We start from the raw sequence: 17773 nt of genomic DNA on the forward strand, positions 1-17773 counted from the left end.
TCGTTCCCACGCTCCGCGTGGGAATGCAGCCCGGGACGCTCCGCGTCCCTTCCGGAGCCGGAACGCGGAGCGTCCCTAGAGGCATTCCCACGCAGAGCGTGGGAACGAGCAGCTTGAGGCAAGGCAAAAAAAAACCGCCCTCGCGGGCGGCTAAAAGTGCTTCGCCCCTAAATCAGAAGCCCAGGCTGAAGCTGATGGTCATCGCATGGTCGTTGCTGTCGTTCGACAGTTGCCCCGAGTAGCCGACCCCGAGTTTGCCGGTCGGGCTGATCTGGAAGTCGACCCCCGCTTCGACGATGGCGCTGTCCTTGGCGATCGGCACGCCTTGGGTGCTGAACGAGGCGCCGCCGTCGATGAAGGTCAGATCAGCGTCAGGCTTGGTGTCACCAAACGCATGGCGCCAGCCGAGTGCCGCGCGCGGGGTGAATTGCCCGCCGTTGGCCAGGGTGATGACTTTGCCGGCACGCACGCCGAGGGTCGAGAAGGTGATGTCTTGATCGGCATCCGCTTCCAGGCGCCCTACTCCGCCTTTCTCCTTGGCTTTGTCGCTGTCGTAGTTGACGTAGGCCAGACCGGCGAACGGCTCAAGGGCAATGCCGCCGGTGTCAATCGTGTAACCGACTTCACCGAACACCTGCGCACTGCGCGCGTCGTAGTTGGCTTTCAAGCGGTCGTTGTAGCTGCCGAAGCTGACGTTGCGTTTGGTCTCGATGTCGTGCCAGCTGTAAGCCGCGCCGAGGCGCACGGCCAGGGCATCGAACTGCGAGTTGAGGTACGCGGCCAGATGGTAGCTTTCGACGGTGGCGTCCGAGCGACGATCATGGGCATCAAGGTCGCTGCGGGTGTAACCAGCGGCCATGCCCACGCGCCACTGGTCATCGAGTTGCTTGTCGGTGCCGAGCATGAAGCCGCTGAGGTTACGATCGAGTTTCGCCGCGTTGCTGTCGCCATCCGACTCACCCCACGCACCAAGAGCCCGCGCCCAGCCAACCATTTCGCCGTGGCAACCGTTGCTGCTCAGTTGGTTGTCACTTGGCGCCAGGGCACGACGTGGATCATCCGCCGCGCTGCACGACGGCTGGCGCATGCGATCGTTGACCGCGTCACGCACGTAGCGCGAATCCTCAAGGATCGCACTGGCGGTGCTGGCGTGGATCTCACCGGACAGACTGTCGAAGGCATTGCGCGCACCGGCGACACTGAGGTTGACGATCTCGTTCTGCAACGCCGCGCCCGCCGGGCCATTGTTCGACAGCGCAGTAGCAGTCCGGAACTGGTTGCCAGTGGCGGCGACATCGGCGAACGAATTGCCATTGCGGCTGACCACCAGGTTCACTGCGTTGGCGTCATACACCAGTGCCGTGTTGAGGAACGCGTATTGCGGCAGGTCCGCAGCGCTGAAGGTGCCGTTCACGCCACCGCCCGCCGTGATCAGCGAATACGTGGTGTTGCCGGTGAACGGTGCAAGCGAGTTCACTTGCAAAGCGCCGCCCAGCGTTGCGGTGCCACCGATTGCCAGTGGCGTCGCGGTTGGCGAGCTGACCGTCAGGGCCAGCACACCATCGCTGGCGTTGGTCAGGTTACCGGCCACGCTCAGGGTGCCTGCTTCGGAGCCCGAGGCGACAACGCCATGGTTGACCACCGAACCAATGCTGCCGTTACCACTCAACCCCGCGCCGTTGGCCACGGTAACTTGCCCGCCCAACGACGCCCGCGCCGACCGGCTGCCGACTTGCAGCACGCCTTGATCGACTGCGACCGTGCCGCTGAATGGCTGATCACCGGTCAACAGCAAGGTGCCGGTACCGCGTTTAAGCATCGCGCCCAGTCCGCGCAACGATCCATTGAACTGACCGTTGAAGTTCTGCACGAAAAACAGCGAAGCGTTGTTGAGGATATTGCCTTGCAGGCTGGTGGTGTTACCGACCAGCGTACCGCCGCTGACGGTGGTGCCACCGCTGTAGGTGTTGGCGCCGCTCAATACCAGCGTGCCGGAATCAAGTTTCTCGATACCGCCCGTGCCCACCAGCGGCGCGGAGATTTCCGCGCTCCCTCCGGCATTGACCCGCACTGGCGCGAGGCTGCCGTCCGCACCGTTGACCGGGGTCAGTGAGCCACCGGCACCCGGCGTCAGGCTGTAGCCGCCGGCGAGGAATTGCAGGCCGGTGAAGTTCTGATTGCCCTGCACCGTAACCGTACCTGCCTGACCGCCGAACACCGCGAACTGACCATTTGAAGCCAGGGCCTGCGTCCCGCTCGGATCGGTCCAGTTGGTGCCCGGCCCCCACACACCGCTGCCGCCACCGATGCTGCCGTCCGGATTGGTGGTGCCACCGTTCCAGAACTGCACCTCACCCGGGGTGCCTTGCACCAGCAGGTTGATCTGATTGGCAATCGCGGTTTGCAGGGTCAGATTGGCCGCCGACACCGGCAGGCTGCCATACACCAGACCGTTGTCGGTCAGGCTGCCGCCGTAGCTGAACAGTTGATAAACCCCGGTGCCGAAACCGCCGGCGTTGCTGATGTTCAACGTACCGTCGAGGGTCAGATTGCCGGCGACATTGACCACGGTGGTCGAACTGGCCGCCGAGCCGAGGCTGAAGTCCAGATTGGTCCCCGACGACAGTGCCAACGAACCGACTGACAATGGCGTTGCCGTACCGCCACCCAGCAGCGTCGCGCCGCTGGCTAGTTGCACGGTCCCCCCAAACTGGCCACCGCCGCCGATGCCCGCGCCGCTGGCAACGTTGACATTGGCGCTGTTGAGCACACCGTTGACGATCAGGTTGCCGGCCTGCACCGAGGTATTGCCGGTGAAGCTGTTGTTGCCAGTCAGCAGCAACTCTCCAGCCCCGGTTTTGTTCAGCGTGCCGGCACCAGTGAGGTTACCGGTGTAGCTGCCGTCGGCGTTTTGCTCGAAGGTCAGCGTTGCGTAGTTGACGATCGCACCTTGCAGGCTGCTGGTGTCACCGCGCGTCGTGCCGCCGGTCAGTGTGGTGCCGCCGCTGTAGGTGTTGGCGCCACTGAGGACGAGATCGCCGCTACCGTTTTTCAGCAGACTGCCGGTGCCGGTCACCGCACCGATCAATGTGGTGTTCTGATTACCGGCGAGGGTCAGTTGCGCGCCAAGGTTGATGGCATTGGCCAGTTGCAGCGCCGAGGTGCTGTCGAGCGTGCCGTCACCGGTCACGTTAAGCGCAGCGCTGCTGATCGCACTGTTGTTGCCAAGAACCAGCGTGCCGCCGGCGAGTTGAGTGCCGCCACTGAAAGTGTTGCTGCCGTTGAGGGTCAGGCTCGATGCGCCGGCCTTGATCAGGCTGCCGCTGCCGCTGACCACACCGCCGAGGGTCAAGGCGTTGGAGCCGGCAACGGTCAGACCGCCATTGACTACCACGTCGTTACCAAGGCTGACGGCCGCATTGCTGTCCAGCGCTGTGCCATCTGCCGCCGTCAACACGCCAGTGCCGAGCGCCGCGTCGTTACCGACCACAATCTTGCCGCCATTGAGCGCCGTGCCGCCGGTGTAGCCGTTGGCCGCGTTGAGCACCAGCGTACCGCTGTCGTATTTGCCCAGCGTGCCGCTGCCATTGAGCGCGACACCGATGGTTGCCGTGGCATTCGGGTCAACCCGCACCGTGGCATTGCCCAGCGAACCGTTGACCAGATTCAGCGAACCCGCCGTGCCGTTCACCAGGCTGTAGCCATCGGTGACGAACTGCAGGCCGGTAACGGTTTGCGCGCCGTTGACGGTCACCGTGCCGGCCGCGCCCTGGAACACCGCGAAGCTGTTGCCCCACGCTTGGTTGGTGGTGCCGTTGACGTCGGTCCAGTTGGTGGTGCCAGTGCCCCAAGTGCCGCTGCCGCCCTCTACCGAACCATTGGCCACCAGTTGATTGCCGTCCCAGAACTGCACGGTGACGCCCGGTGCGGTGACCAGCAGGTTGATCTGATTGGCCAGCGCGGTTTGCAGTTGTAGATCGCCCGGGCTGACGCTACCCGGCAACGTGCCGAAGAGCATGCCGTTGTCAGTCAGGCCGCCGGTGTAGTCGATCAGGCGATACACGCCGCTGCCGAAACCGCCGATGTCGCTGACATTGAGGGTGCCGTCGAGGGTCAGGTTGCCGCCGACATTGACTAGCGCATTGCCGCCGCCGGACACCGGTGTGCCAAGTCCGACGTCGAAGTTTGAGTTGCCGTTCAACACCAGCGAACTCACGCTCAACGTGCTGCCGGTGACGCCCGCCAGATGACCGCCATCAGCCACCGTCACGGCACCGGTCAAGGTGCCGCTGCCACCGAGGGTGCCACCGTTGTTGACCAGCACGTTGCCGCTGGCCAGCGAGCCGTTGACCTGCAAGGTGCCGGCGTTGACGCTGGTGTCACCGGTCATGTCGCTGATGCCGCTGAGGGTCAGGGTGCCCGTGCCGAGTTTGCTCAGCCCGCCATCACCGCTGAGTATGCCGGCAAACGTGCTGCTGACGTTGTTGCCACCGAGGCTCAGCGTATTGCCAGTGCCGACCAGCGCAGTGCCGCTGCCGGTGAGGCCCGCGAGGCTGCCCGAAGCACCGAGATTGAGCGCTGCGCCGCTAGCGAGATTGACCGTGGCGTTGTTGCCCAACGCCCCACCACTGAGCGTGGTCAGGCTGCCAGCGAGCACATCGAACGTCCCGCTGAAAGTGTTGCTGCCGCTCAATGTCACGTCGGCCAGACCGTTTTTGCTCAGCGTACCGGCGCCGGCAATCACACCGCCAAGGGTCAGGCTGTTGTTACCGGCCAAGGCCAGATTGGCATTGACGTTGAGGTTGTTGGCCAGCACCAGCGGCGCGGAGTTGTCGAGGGTCGAAGCGCCGGCCACGGTCAGCGCGCCGCTGCCCAGCGACGCGCCCGTACCAAGGGTCAGCGTGCCAGCATTCAGCGTGGTACCGCCGGTGAAAGTGTTGATGCCGTTGAGTGTCAGGTTCGACGTGCCGTCCTTGATCAATCCACCCGCGCCGCTGACCACACCTGCGAGGGTCAGGTTGTTGCTGCCGGTGTTGCTCAGATTGGCATTGAGCACGACGTTGTTGCCCAGGCTCAGCGCACTGTTGCTGTCCAGCGCCGAGGCACCCGCCACGGTCAGGTTGCCCAGACCCAGCGCTGAGTTACTGCCGGCGGTCAAGGTGCCCGCGTTCAAAGTGGTGCCGCCGAGGAAGTTGTTGTTGCCGCTGAGGGTCAGGTTGGCGGCGCCGTTTTTGCTCAGGCTGCCGGCGCCGTTGAGCGTACCGGCCAGGGTCAGATCCGCCGTGCCGCCGATGCCGAGATTGCCGGCCAGGTTGACCGCGTTGTTTACCGAAACCGCCGTGCTGGCATCCAGCGTCGTACCGCCCGCCGCGTTCAACGTGCCGGAGCCGAGCGCCGAGTTCGACGCCAGAATCAGTCCGCCGGCATTCAGCGCCACCGGGCCGAGGAAAGCGTTATTGCCGCCGAGGGTCAGATTGGCCGTGCCGGTTTTGATCAGCCCGCCGGTGCCACCAATCACGCCGTTGAGGGTCAGCGCATTGCTGCCGACCACGGTGAGGTTACCGTTGAGCGTCGCGGCATTGCCGAGGGTCACGGCGGTGTTGCTGTCCAGTTGTGTACCAGCGTTGGCGGTCAGCGTGCCGCTGCCCAGCGCGGTGTTGCTGCCGACGACGATCTTGCCACCATCCAGTTGCGTGCCGCCGGTATAGGTGTTGGCACCGCCGAGCACCAGGGTGCCGGCGTCAAGTTTATTGAGGATGCCGCTGCCATCGATATTGGCATTGATGGTCGCCGTCACGCCCGGATCAACGCGCAACGAAGTAGTGCCGCCGGTGCCGTTGACCGCCGTGAGCTGCCCCGCCGCACCGTTGACCACGTTGTAGCCATCGGTGAGGAACTGCATGCCGGTGAACGCTTGCGTGCCGTTCACCGTCACAGTGCCGGCAGTGCCCTGGAATACTGCAAAGTCACCGGCCCACGGTTGATTGACCAGACCGTTGGCATCGGTCCAGTTGGTGCCGACCGCATTCCACGTGCCACTGCCGCCATCGACCACACCGTTGGCAATGGTCTGGCTGCCGTCCCAGTAACGGATGTTGCTGTTCGGCGCCGAGACTTGAATGTTGATCTGATTGGCCACCCCGGTTTGCACCAGCAGATCGCCGAGGCCGTAGCCGACCGGCACGCTGGCCACGTCCAGACCGAGGTTGGTCAGGCTGCCGGTATAGTTGAACAAGCGATACACACCGACGCCGAAGCCGCCGGCATCGGTGACATTGAGATTGCCGTCGAGCGTGAGGTTGCCACCGACATTCATCAGCGATGAGGTCGACGGTGTGCCCAGTGCCACATCAACGTTGCTGCCGGTGCCGAGAGTCAGAGCGCCCGCCGACAAGGTGTTGCCCGACGACAATGCGAGATGCCCACCGTTGTTGATGTTGACCGCGCCGAGCGCCGAGCCGGTACCGGTCAGGGTGCCGCCGGTATTGACGTTGAGTTGAGCACTGCCCAGCGAACCGCTGAGATCAACGGTGCCGCCATTGATCGCGGTGTTGCCGGTGATGCCGTTGATCCCGGTGAGGTTCAGCGTGCCAGTGCCGACTTTGACCAGGCCGCCGCTGCCGCTGAGATCACCGTCGAACGTACTGGTGACGTTGCCGCTGCCGACGGTCAGGGTGTTGCTGCCGGTCAGTTGCACACTGCCGCTGCCGGTCAGCGCGCCGAGGCTGGCGTCACTGCCCAGATTCAGCCCGGCACCGGCACTGATGTTGACCCCGGAGGTGTTACCCAACGCGTTGGTATTGAGCGTGGTGACGCTGCCCGAGACGATATTCAGCGCGCCGGTGAAGGTGTTGTTACCGGCCAGAGCCAGGTCAGACAGGCCGTTTTTGGTCAGGCTGCCGGCGCCGTCGATGATGCCGTTCAGGCTCAAATCGTTGTTGCCGGCAACCGTCAGCCCGGCGTTCAAAGTGATCGCGTTGCCAATGCCGAACGAGGCGCTGTTATCCAGCGTCGCCGCGCCGCCGACGACCAATGCACCGCTGCCCAGGCCGTTGGCATTGCCCAATGTCAGCGTACCGGCGTTGAGCGTGGTGCCGCCGCTGAAGGTGTTGTTGCCATTGAGGGTGAGATTGGCCGCGCCGTCCTTGATCAACTGGCCAGTGCCGCTGGTGACGCCGCCGAGGGTGAGGTTCTGCGTACCGCCCACGGTCAGCGCGGCATTCAGGGCGACGGCGTTGTTGAGGCTGACCAGCGGCGAATTGCTGTCCAGCGTTGCCGCACCAGCGACGGTCAGCGCACCGGAACCCAGTGCCGAGCTGTTGCCGACGGTCAACGTACCGGCGTTCAGCGTGGTGCCCCCGAGGTAGTTGTTGGCGGCGTTGAGAATCAGATTGGCTGCGCCGTCTTTCACCAGACTGCCGGCGCCGCTGACCAGACCGGTCAGGGTCATATCCGCCGTGCCGCCGATGTTCAAGGCACCGGCGAGTACTACGGCATTGTTCAGGCTGACCGCCGTGTTGGCGTCCAGCGTGGTGTTGGCCGCCGCGTTCAACGTACCGGAACCCAGCGCGGTGTTGCTGCCGACAATCAGTTTGCCGGTGTTCAACACGGTGTTGCCAAAATAAGTGTTGGCGCCGTTAAGGGTCAGGTCGGCAGCGCCGTTCTTGGTCAGTCCACCGATACCGGCGACCACGCCGCCGAGGGTCAGCGCATTAGTGCCACCCAAGGTAAGAGTGCCGCCGAGGTTAACGTTGTTTGCCAGCGTTGCCGCAGTGCTGGCATCCAGATTGGTGCCGTTCGAGGCGTTCAGTGTGCCAGTGCCGAGGGCGGTATTGGAGCCGACAATCAGCGAACCGGCGTTCAGGGCGGTGGTGCCGGTGTAGGTGTTGTTACCGTTGAGGGTCAGGCTGGATGCGCCGGTCTTGATTAAACCACTGCCGCCACTGATCACCCCGCCAAGGGTCAGCGCATTGGCGCCGCCGGCGGTAAGGTTGGCGTTGAGGGTGATTGCGTTGTTCAGGGTCACCGCCGTGCTGCTGTTGAGGGTACTGGCCCCGGCGACAGTCAGTGCGCCAGTGCCCAGCGCCGCAGCGTTACCGACAGTCAAGCTACCGGCGTTCAACGTGGTCCCGCCAGCGAACGTGTTTACCCCATCGAGGGTCAGGTTGGCGGCGCCGTTCTTGATCAGTTGACCGGCGCCGTTGATGACACCGGAGAGGGTCAGACCGCTGCTGCCGCCGAGGCTCAGGGTACTGCTGTTGAGGTTGATGTTGTTGCTCAGGTTGACAGCGGTGTTGCTGTCCAGCGCTGAGACATCGATGACGTTCAATGCACCGCTGCCCAACGCGGCCGCGTTGCCCACAGTGAGCGTGCCGGCGGCCAGCGTGGTACCGCCGAGATAAGTGTTGGCACCGTTGAGAGTCAGGTTGGCAAAACCGCGCTTGGTCAACCCGCCACTGCCGCTGATCACACCACCGAGGGTCAGGTCAGCGCTGCCACGCACTTCCAGATCACCGCCAAGGGTCACCGCATTGGTCAACGCGGCCGTGGTGCTGGCGTCGAGTTTGGTGCCTGCCGCTGTGGCCAGGGCACCGGTACCCAGCGCCGTATTGGAACCGACAATCAGCGTACCGGCATTGAGCGCAGTGCCGCCGGCGAAGGTGTTGTTGCCACCGAGGGTCAGGTCCGCCGTACCATTCTTGATCAAACTGCCGGCACCGCTGACAACGCCGCTCAGGCCCAATGCCTGAGTGCCGCCGATGGTCACCCCGCCCGCCAGCGCAACGGCGTTGGCCAATGTCACTGCGGCCGTCGCATCCAGCGTGGTACCCGCCGCCGCATTCAGTGCGCCAGTCCCCAGCGCGGTGTTGCTGCCAACGAACAGGCTGCCGGCATTGAGCAGCGTGTTGCCGCTGTTGGTGTTGTTGCCGCTCAAGGTCAGGCCGGCGCTGCCGGATTTGGTAATCCCGCCAGTGCCAGACAACACGCCGCCGAGTGTCAGGGCATTGCTGCCGAGCACGTTGAGCGCACCGGTCATACCGATGTTATTGGCCAGTGTGACGTTGGCGGTGCTGTCCAGACTGGTACCGGCGGCGGTATTCAGCGCGCCACTGCCCAGCGAATCATTGTTGGTCACCAACAGGCTACCGGCGCTGAGGGTGGTGGTGCCGGTGAAACCGGTATTGGCACCGCTGACGGTCAGGCTACCGCTGCCGGTTTTGGTCAGACCACTGCTGCCGCTGATCAAACCGCCAAGGGTCAGTGCTCCGGTGCCGCCAGCCGTCAGGGTGCCGCCGAGGCTGATGGCGTTGACCAGGCTGATCGTGCCCGGTGCGCTCAATGTTGTCGCGCCGGTGACGTTGAGGGTGCCGGTGCTCAGCGCCAGGTTGTTGCCCAACTGGACGGTGCCGCCATTGAGCGTGGTATTGCCCAGGTAGGTGTTGGCAGCGCTGAGGCTCAGTTGCCCGGAGCCGACCTTGGTCAGGCCACCGCTGCCGGAAATGACGCCGCTCAGGGTGGTGGCGTTAGTGCCTTGCACGGTCACGCCACCCGCGCCGAGGGAAATCAGATTGCTGATGTTCAACCCGGCATTGCTGGCCTGCAGAGTCCCGCCGTTGGAGGTGATTACGCCGCTGCCGAAGGTGGCGTTGTTGTTGAAATTCGCGATACCGCCGTTGAGCGTGGTCGCGCCACTGACCAATGGCCCCAGCAAGGTCCAGGTGCCGCTGTTGAGGGTCAGGTTGTTGAAGTTGATGTAGGTGGCGCTCGATGCCGTGCCAGTCCCGGTGATACCGCCGCCGACGCCAGCCGGGTTTTGCAGGATCAGGCTGTTGGTGCCGCCCGCACCGCCATCCACCGTACCGGTCGGGGCGAAGGTCAGGTTGATGCCGATCAAACCGCCGAGGCCGACGCTGATCTGTACACCGTCACCGACGTTGACGCTGGAGCCGGTCACCGCAGTGAAGGTGTTGGTGCTCGCCGCGCCCATCGACACACCGCCGGTAATCGCACCGGCGTTGGTGAAGGTATTGCCCGCCGCCGACGTTTCGAAGGCGATGCGGCCGTTGATCACACCGGTGCTGCTGTTGGTCATGTTGACCTGCGAACCGCCGTAGACGCCGACCACCGGGGTGTCGGCGAGGGTGATGCCGCCGACCGACAAACCGGTCGACGTGATGGTGCCGTTGTTGGTGATGCTGGTGGTGCCGGTTGCCGCGTTGTTAACCGAAAGGGCCAGGCCGTCGATGCTGGTCAGGTTGAGCCCGAGCAACATGCCCGTGCCGCGAATGGTCCCGCTGGCATTGTTGAGCACACTGACCGTACTGGTCGCACCGGTGCCAATGAATGCGCCGCCACTCAACACCGAGACCAGGCCCAGTAGCGCCGGGTCGAGGGTGCCGGAGTTGTTCAGGGAGATGTTCACCCCGGTCAGGTCCATCACATGGCCGCCGAGGGTCGCGTTCATCTGCGCGCCGCTGTTGACGTTGACCGTCAAACCGCTGGTGGCACTGGAAAAGTTATTGAGAAACAGCGGCAGACTCGGCACGCCGGTGCAGGTCACGGTGGAACCTGCCGTGGAGCACGTGGCCAGCGCAGGTGCGCTGACCCCGCCGAACAACAGCCCGGCGACGCTCAGGTGCACAGCAAGGGAAAGAGGGGAAAAACGCGAAACGAGGGCGACACCAAACCTTGCTTCCACGGGCTACTCCTTGTCGTGGCCAATTTCTTCCTTGAGCGGCGTGCACAAGCAGCGGGCTTATTCGACACGCGAATCAAGACTGCGCCGGTCATTACAAAACCGTTCTATTCCTGACACACGCTAGTCGACGCCCTGCGATGGGGCATTGGTTAAATGGCATTAATACTTTGGTGCTAGAGGCCTCTGGAATCAGCGTTTCAACCACGCAGCTATTAGCCTCGACGCGATTCAAAACGGTGGGAGCGAGCTTGCTCGCGAAGGCGTCGTTCAGCTTGCGGATACTTTTCCGCCCCCCCGCCTTCGCGAGCAGGCTCGCTCCCACATGGACCTGCAGGGTGCGCAAAACCGCGTCTGACCGATCAAGCAGGAAATGCAGCAAAACGATCTATTTTTCAGCTTGTTGAAGATTTTGGTACGTCTTGTGCAAACGTTTGCGCAATGGCAATTCCAGCGTTTTCGTAACAAAACCGTACAAGCCCACGGAATCCGGGCCCTGATCCGCAAAAAAAGGACTTTGAATGCCCATCGCATGCCCTTTTCGCGCACCTTTCCCGTGCACGCTCGCTGTTTCCCTGCTACTGACCGGCGTTACCGGACTTCTCAGCCCCAGCGCTCTGGCGCAACCGGTCGCCAAGGAAGAATCCGCCCAGGGCGAAGCCCTCAGCCCCGAAGCTAGCCCGCCGAAACAAGGCGCGTACCTGTCGGACTGGTACAACCAGGACCTGATGTTGATCGGCAGCAAGGACATCAGCTTCGGCCCGCAACCGGCCGACGACATCTATCTGGAATACGAGTACTTCGGCCGCAAAGGCCCGTTCGAGTTATACGGCTACATCGACATTCCGAAGATCTTCAACATCGGCAACAGCCACGACAAAGGCGTGTGGGATCACGGCTCACCAGTGTTTATGGAGCACGAACCGCGCATTTCCATCGACTACCTCGCCGGCCGCAGCCTGGCCATCGGCCCGTTCAAGGAATGGTATGTGGCGTTCGACTGGATCTACGACCACGGCAGCCGTAAAGAGAACCGCGCCAACACCCTCTACAGCGGTTTCGGTACCGACATCGACACCCATTCGCGGGTCAATCTGTCGGCCAACCTGTACGGTCGCTATCAGTGGGAAAACTACGGCGCGAGCAACGAATATTCGTGGGACGGCTATCGCGCGCAACTGAAGTACATCGTGCCGATCGACAAATTCAGCAACGGCGCGTCGCTGACCTACATCGGTTTCACCAACTTCGATTTCGGCTCGGACATCCACAAGGACAACCCTGCGCGCACGGCCAACGCAACAGTGGCGACCAACGTCTTGCTCTACTCGTTCACTCACTTGCGCTTCACCCTGGTCGGCCGTTATTTCCACAACGGCGGCAACTGGGAAGACGGCAGCGAGCTGAATTTTGGCGACGGCAATTTCCGCGCACGTTCCAACGGCTGGGGTTACTACGCCGGCGTCGGTTATCAGTTCTGAATCAAGGAGTTTTCCATGCAAGCAATGATGCGTTTGACCCTGGCCGGTGCGGCCCTGCTCTCCTCCACCGCGTGGGCCGCCGAAGCACCGATGCAGCCGAAAGTCGTGCTGATCACCATGTTCGCCCCCGAGGCGCAGCATTGGATCGATCGCCTGGAGCTGAAGCAGGAAATCCGCGTGCCGGGCCTGTCCGCCGAGTACCCGAGCATCCGCTGCAACACGCAGCAGGTGTGCCTGCTGACCACCGGTATGGGCCAGACCAACGCCGCCGCTTCGACACTGGCCTTGGCCTTGTCGCCGAAATTCGACCTGCGCAAAAGTTACTTCCTGATCGCCGGTATCGCCGGCATAAGCCCGAAACACGGGACCATCGGCACCGCTGCATGGGCGCACTATCTGGTGGAATTTGGCACGCAATGGGAGATCGATTCGCGCGATGCGCCGTCGAGTTGGCCGACCGGCTACCTGGGCATCAACACCAAAGGCCCGAACGAAAAACCACCGCTGGACTACAAGACCGAAGTCTTTGAACTCAACCCGAAACTGCAGGCCAAGGCGTTCGCCCTGAGCCACAAGGTCGAGCTGAGCGAAAGCAGGGAATCCGCCGCGTGGCGCCTGAAGTACCCGTCGGCCCCGGCCAATCAACCACCGGTGGTGACCCGTTGCGACACACTGGCCGGCAACACCTGGTTCTCCGGCACGCGCCTGAGCGAACGGGCCGAGGTCTGGACCAAGTTGTTGACCGATAACAAGGGCGAATACTGCACGACGCAGCAGGAAGACAACTCGACTTATGAGGCCTTGCTACGTGCCAGTCGCGAAGGTCTGGTCGACGTGCAACGTCTGGCCGTGGTGCGTGCCGGGTCCGATTTTGATCGTCCAGAGCCGGGCGGCAGTGAAGTGGACAACCTGCTCAAGTACGCCGATCAGGGCGGCTTCGTGCCGGCGCTGGAGAACCTCTATCGTGCGGGGAATCCGCTGGTGCAGGACATCCTGAAAAACTGGTCGGCGTGGGAAAACGGTGTCCCGCAATCCTGAGCCCGACACCGATCTACTGTAGGAGTGAGCCTGCTCGCGATCGCGGTGTGTCAGTTGATACATGGGTGACTGATACACCGCGATCGCGAGCAGGCTCACTCCTACAGGGGTTTTGCGGTGTTTCAGGGGATGAGGATGACCTTGTCACCGCTGCCCTGATTCACATCGGCGTAGCGCGCCAGGCCTTCGGCCAACGGCGCTTCGACCAACCCTTGCGGCAACGGCAGCAAGCCTTCATCAAAGAACCGCCCGAACTGCTCAAGCATCGCCGCACAGGCTTCAACGCCATACAACAACGAATTGATCCCGACCACCGAACCGCCCTTGCGATACAACGCCAGTGCCGGCAATTGCACATGCCCGTCCACCGGCGCGGCGATGATCGCGATCCGGCCGAAGGTGGCCAATGCCGCCACCGACGCTGGCAACCAGAAACCGGTGGTATCGAAGATCACATCGGCGCCGCCGCGATAAACCGCGTTGACCTGCGCGCCGAGGCCTTCGGGTTTATCCAGCTGGATCGTCTGATAACCCTGCGCCTGTAACTCCGCCACCTGCTCCGGGCGGCGCGCCGCTGCCAGCAACTGCGCACCACGCACTTTCGCCAGGGCCAATGCCGCCGAGGCCACCGCACCGCCGCCGATCACCAGCAAACGGGTTTCAGCCGTTACCAGACTGCGTTCCAGCGCATCCCACGCCGTTGTGTAGGGCACGCCGAGGCTGGCGGCTTGGGTGAAACTCAGATGCGAAGGTTTGTGCGCCACGCCATTGGTCGGCAGTTTGACGAACTGCGCATGGGAGCCGTCGGCAAAAAAGCCCAGCTCACGACCAGTGCCCCAGACTTCCTGACCGATCAAGGCCTGCGGGCCTTCGACAACGACACCGGCAAAGTCCCGACCGGGAATCCGTGGCAGCGTGGTGTAGGGGAAGCGACCCAGGACGTTTTTCACATCACTGGGATTCAGGCCGGCAGCCTTGATCTGCACCAGCACTTCGTCAGCGCTGGGTACCGGAGTCGACACCTCGACGTAGCGCAGGGAAGACAGATCGCCGGTTTTATCGAATTGCAGTGCTTTCATGGGGACATCCACCGAAGGAGAAAAAGAGTTCAGGACAGCCAGCCCGTCACCAGTTGCCGGCCCATCGGCCATAACTGTTCACCGGCAAGCATGCCGAGCAAACCGACCAGGGCGATGGCCGGTGGCGCCGGGGAACGGAAATCCAGCGCGCCATACAGCAGGCCGACGCCCAGACCAATGGCCAGTGAAATCAGGTAGTTCATGGGGAGGAACTCCGCCGTTTGAAGGGAATGGGCAGAGTTTAGGGAACCCGCGGGGATGGCATCGGCCAAGGACTTCTGAATTTCGGACAAGTATCGGATGCACACCACAGAACCCTGTGGGAGCGAGCCTGCTCGCGAATGCGGTGTGTCAGTGAAGGATGAGTCAACTGATCCACCGCATTCGCGAGCAGGCTCGCTCCCACATTGGGTCTGCGCTGGTTTGATTAATCGTGTTCCACTGCAAATTGTGAGGGCGCCACGCCAAGTTCGCGGCGAAACATGTCGCTGAAACTACTGGGTGAATAGCCGAGCTCCCGGGCAATCACACTCACCGCCACGCCCTGAATCAGTTCCGCCACCGCCGTTGCCAACTGCACCTGCCGCCGCCACTCGGCGAAGCCCATGCCGAGGCTGTCCTTGAACAACCGCGCCAACGTGCGCACGCTGGCCCCGGCATTTGCCGCGTGCTGCTCGAACGGAATCTCCAGCGACGGCGCTGCCATGACCGCCTGGCACAGGTTCATCAAACGCCGATCGGAATCATCCGGCATCGGGATCTTCAACTGTGAACGCCTGGCGCGTTTGAGTTCCAGCAAGGCCAGCCCGACCAACGCCTCGTAGTAGGCCGGTTCACCACTGTCGCCCTGCTCCACCAGCCCGACAATCAACTCGCGCAACAAACCACCGACCTCGATCACCTGCACCGTCTGATCCAGCGTCGCCGCCAGCGCCGGACGCAGGTAGATATTGCGCATCTGCAAATCCGACACCACCCGAATCCCGTGCGGCACCCCTGGCGGCAACCACACCGCGCGCTGCGGCGGCACCACCAGCGCTTCGTGCGGGGTCTCGACCCACATCACCCCGCTCATCGCATACAGCAACTGCCCCCAGACATGCTCGTGCGGCTCGATAAACAAGCCGCGCGGATACGTGCGTGCCAGCGGTTGCACGGGCACATCGGTATCGCTGAGATCGGGCGGTGCGGCAAAGGCCATGGCGAGCATTCATTGGGGTTGGCTGGGAAACCATGGTAACCAGTGCGCCACGACGTCGCCAACGATAGAGACCGTCGGACAATCCGAATGAATTTTCCCGGTGCGCCGCGATCCCTCTAATACTACAGGGAGGAATACGGGCTTTATGAACAACGCAAAACTCTATGTCATCGAATACACCCTCCACGGCACGCCCAAGTCCTTCATTATCCGCTCGGACAAGATGGACAATGTCGAGGCGTGGCACTGGGCGAGCTGCGACGCCGGCGTCGGTCGCATCCCGCGCTTTGGCCGTGAGAAGGTGCAGAAGACCAGCAAGCCGATGGCAGAAAAATTCGGCGTGGAAAACGTCGTGTGGCGACCGACCAGCTAAGCTCAGCCTGGCGATCGGCATCATTCGGGGGAATGCACCATGACCAACATCAACAGCCCGGCGCATCTGGACTATGGCCTTGATACGTTGTTCGGGCGTATCACCAAAAGCGTGGATTGCCGCGTTGGGCTTGAGGCGGTCATAGATGATCCGTTTCGCTTCGCGTTGCGAGTGCCGGCACCGCTGCCGGAAGACCTTGATCAGGCGAAAACCGTCGTGGTCAGGGTTGAGGGGCGAAGGCTGCAGGGCACGGTGCGGCATACCGAACGGATGGACGATGAAAGTCTGAAACTGGAAGTGGAGCCTGATTAGGCTCCACTTTTCTATGCGTCGTTCGTCATCCGTGGGCGCATTTACAGCCCTTGGTTGAACATTCCTCACCACTCTTGTGGTGGTGAGCGCAGGCCTCGCAGCAATAGTGTTTGCCGTGGACGGCGTAGGAATGATCGCCTTCCTTGATCGTGCACTTGCAGCTGGGGCAGTCGCATTTTTTATCAGGCATGGGACAGACTCCTTGGGTGGGGGTTGTCTGGGGCTTGAAGGGCAAGCCGTAATACCCAGTGTAGGAGCTGCGGCAGGCTGCGATCTTTTGATTTTGTTTGGGATTGGGATTGGGGGCATATCCGTTGCTGCGGGTGTTGCCGCTGGCGGTTTCGCTCTTACAGCGACTCACTTTTCCAGACGCCGAAAAGTAAGCAAAAGGCTTTGCCCCTGGCGTACGGCACTTCGCTGAGGCTCAGTGTTCCCTCGCTACGGTGTCCATCCGGGGGCATCGCCTACGGTTTGCTTCGCTGCACCTCCTCTCGATGTATGCGGCTACGCCGCACGGCGCTGCGCGCCTAACCCCCGGATGAACACCTACGCTCGGCCTGCCGATGGGGCAAAAGATCAAAAGCCGAAACAAGATCAAGAGCCAGATCAAGAGCCCCTCACCCTAGCCCTCTCCCGGAGGGAGAGGTGACTGATTGAGGTGTTTGGGAAAGCTTCGCCGACGTGCGATACCGCGTTGGACTTAGATTCTGAAAAGCCCACAAATTGGCTCCCTCTCCCTCGGGAGAGGGCTGGGGTGAGGGGCAGCCCCACCACAGAATCAAAGCCGAACACGCTGTTGCTCCTCACCACTCAACAGGATGAGCGTTAGCTCGGCTGCGGCTTTTGATCTGTAAAGCGACGTCGGAAGGCTGAGTGGAGGGATTGATCCGGGCGTGGGAGCGCAGCGACCGTTTGGCGCAGCCAAACACAGCGGGAGTAGGTGCAGCGGAGCAAACCGGAGACGCTGCGCCCGGATCGATCCCGCAGCGAAGGAACCCCGAGCCCCAGCGAGCGGGCCGCACGTAGGAGCAAGCGTTTTTTTGCTTACTTTTTTTAGGCGTTTGTAAAAAAAGTGAGTCGCCGTAAGGGCGAAACCCTAATCAGCCGTTACCGCAGCAATGGATATGTACCCAACTCACCCAACCCGACGCGAACTGCTCCTATACATAAACACCAAAGCCAACCCCAAACACCCCATTGCCAAAATCCGACTGGAAGAAAGCTCAATCGCCGGATTCCCCAGCCAGCCAAAATTATCAATCAACATCCCCATGCCCAACTGCCCGACAATCACCGCCACCGTCGCCACAGCCGTCCCCACCACCGGCACCGCCCCGACCATCACCATCATGTAGACCACACCAAACAGCGCCCCGGTCAACTGCCACTTCGGTACATCCAAAAGACTCACCGCATGCGCCGGCTCAAAAAACAAAATCAACAACCCGGTCGACACCGCACCGACAACGAATGTCAGCAAACTACTGCGCAACACCCCGACGCTCTCACCCAAACGCCCATTGATCGCCGCCTGCACACTCAACACCGCACCGGCCAACACCACCACCGCCAACAAAATAACCAGACTCATCA

The 17773-nt window shown here is 62.3% G+C and carries 10 protein-coding genes; 4 read left to right on the forward strand and 6 right to left on the reverse strand.

The genetic code is table 11. The features are described 5' to 3' along the window. Positions 1 to 172 precede the first annotated feature (172 nt). The gene (locus HU754_RS20050; protein WP_186624116.1) at positions 173 to 10699 is read right to left on the reverse strand and encodes an autotransporter-associated beta strand repeat-containing protein; all 10527 of its coding nucleotides are present in this window, start codon (positions 10697 to 10699) and stop codon (positions 173 to 175) included. 518 nt (positions 10700 to 11217) lie between these two features. Here HU754_RS20050 and HU754_RS20055 point away from each other — a divergent pair. Further along, on the forward strand, positions 11218 to 12177 hold the full coding sequence (locus HU754_RS20055; RefSeq protein WP_186624115.1) for a nucleoside-specific channel-forming protein Tsx: 960 nt from the start codon (positions 11218 to 11220) through the stop codon (positions 12175 to 12177). Between the two features lie 15 nt (positions 12178 to 12192). Next, the gene (locus HU754_RS20060) at positions 12193 to 13215 is read left to right on the forward strand and encodes a purine-nucleoside phosphorylase (protein ID WP_093433881.1); all 1023 of its coding nucleotides are present in this window, start codon (positions 12193 to 12195) and stop codon (positions 13213 to 13215) included. Between the two features lie 122 nt (positions 13216 to 13337). On the opposite strand, the gene HU754_RS20065 is transcribed toward HU754_RS20060, so the two are convergent. The 3 genes from HU754_RS20065 to HU754_RS20075 all read right to left on the reverse strand — a co-directional run bounded on the left by HU754_RS20065 (position 13338) and on the right by HU754_RS20075 (position 15504). Then, positions 13338 to 14294: a quinone oxidoreductase family protein gene (locus HU754_RS20065; RefSeq protein WP_186624114.1), complete on the reverse strand. Its 957-nt coding sequence runs from the start codon at positions 14292 to 14294 to the stop codon at positions 13338 to 13340. Between the two features lie 29 nt (positions 14295 to 14323). After that, entirely contained in the window at positions 14324 to 14497 is a 174-nt protein-coding gene (locus HU754_RS20070; protein ID WP_093433877.1) for a DUF1427 family protein, read from the reverse strand. 224 nt (positions 14498 to 14721) lie between these two features. After that, positions 14722 to 15504, reverse strand: coding sequence for an AraC family transcriptional regulator (locus tag HU754_RS20075; protein ID WP_186624113.1), 783 nt, complete (start codon positions 15502 to 15504; stop codon positions 14722 to 14724). A gap of 136 nt (positions 15505 to 15640) precedes the next feature. On the opposite strand from HU754_RS20075, the gene HU754_RS20080 reads away from it, so the two are divergent. Continuing rightward, on the forward strand, positions 15641 to 15868 hold the full coding sequence (locus HU754_RS20080) for a DUF6555 family protein (protein WP_093433873.1): 228 nt from the start codon (positions 15641 to 15643) through the stop codon (positions 15866 to 15868). Positions 15869 to 15907: 39 nt separating this feature from the next. Next, positions 15908 to 16180, forward strand: coding sequence for a hypothetical protein (locus HU754_RS20085; RefSeq protein WP_116255995.1), 273 nt, complete (start codon positions 15908 to 15910; stop codon positions 16178 to 16180). Between the two features lie 25 nt (positions 16181 to 16205). On the opposite strand, the gene HU754_RS20090 is transcribed toward HU754_RS20085, so the two are convergent. Beyond that, positions 16206 to 16370, reverse strand: a complete 165-nt coding sequence (locus tag HU754_RS20090) for a metallothionein (RefSeq protein WP_093433869.1) — start codon at positions 16368 to 16370, stop codon at positions 16206 to 16208. Between the two features lie 945 nt (positions 16371 to 17315). Then, positions 17316 to 17771 carry a DMT family transporter gene (locus HU754_RS20095; protein ID WP_186624112.1) on the reverse strand — a complete coding sequence of 152 codons (456 nt, stop codon included), beginning with the start codon at positions 17769 to 17771 and terminating at the stop codon, positions 17316 to 17318. Positions 17772 to 17773: the final 2 nt, after the last annotated feature.

Source organism: Pseudomonas zeae (assembly GCF_014268485.2).
Lineage (GTDB): Bacteria > Pseudomonadota > Gammaproteobacteria > Pseudomonadales > Pseudomonadaceae > Aquipseudomonas > Aquipseudomonas neuropathica.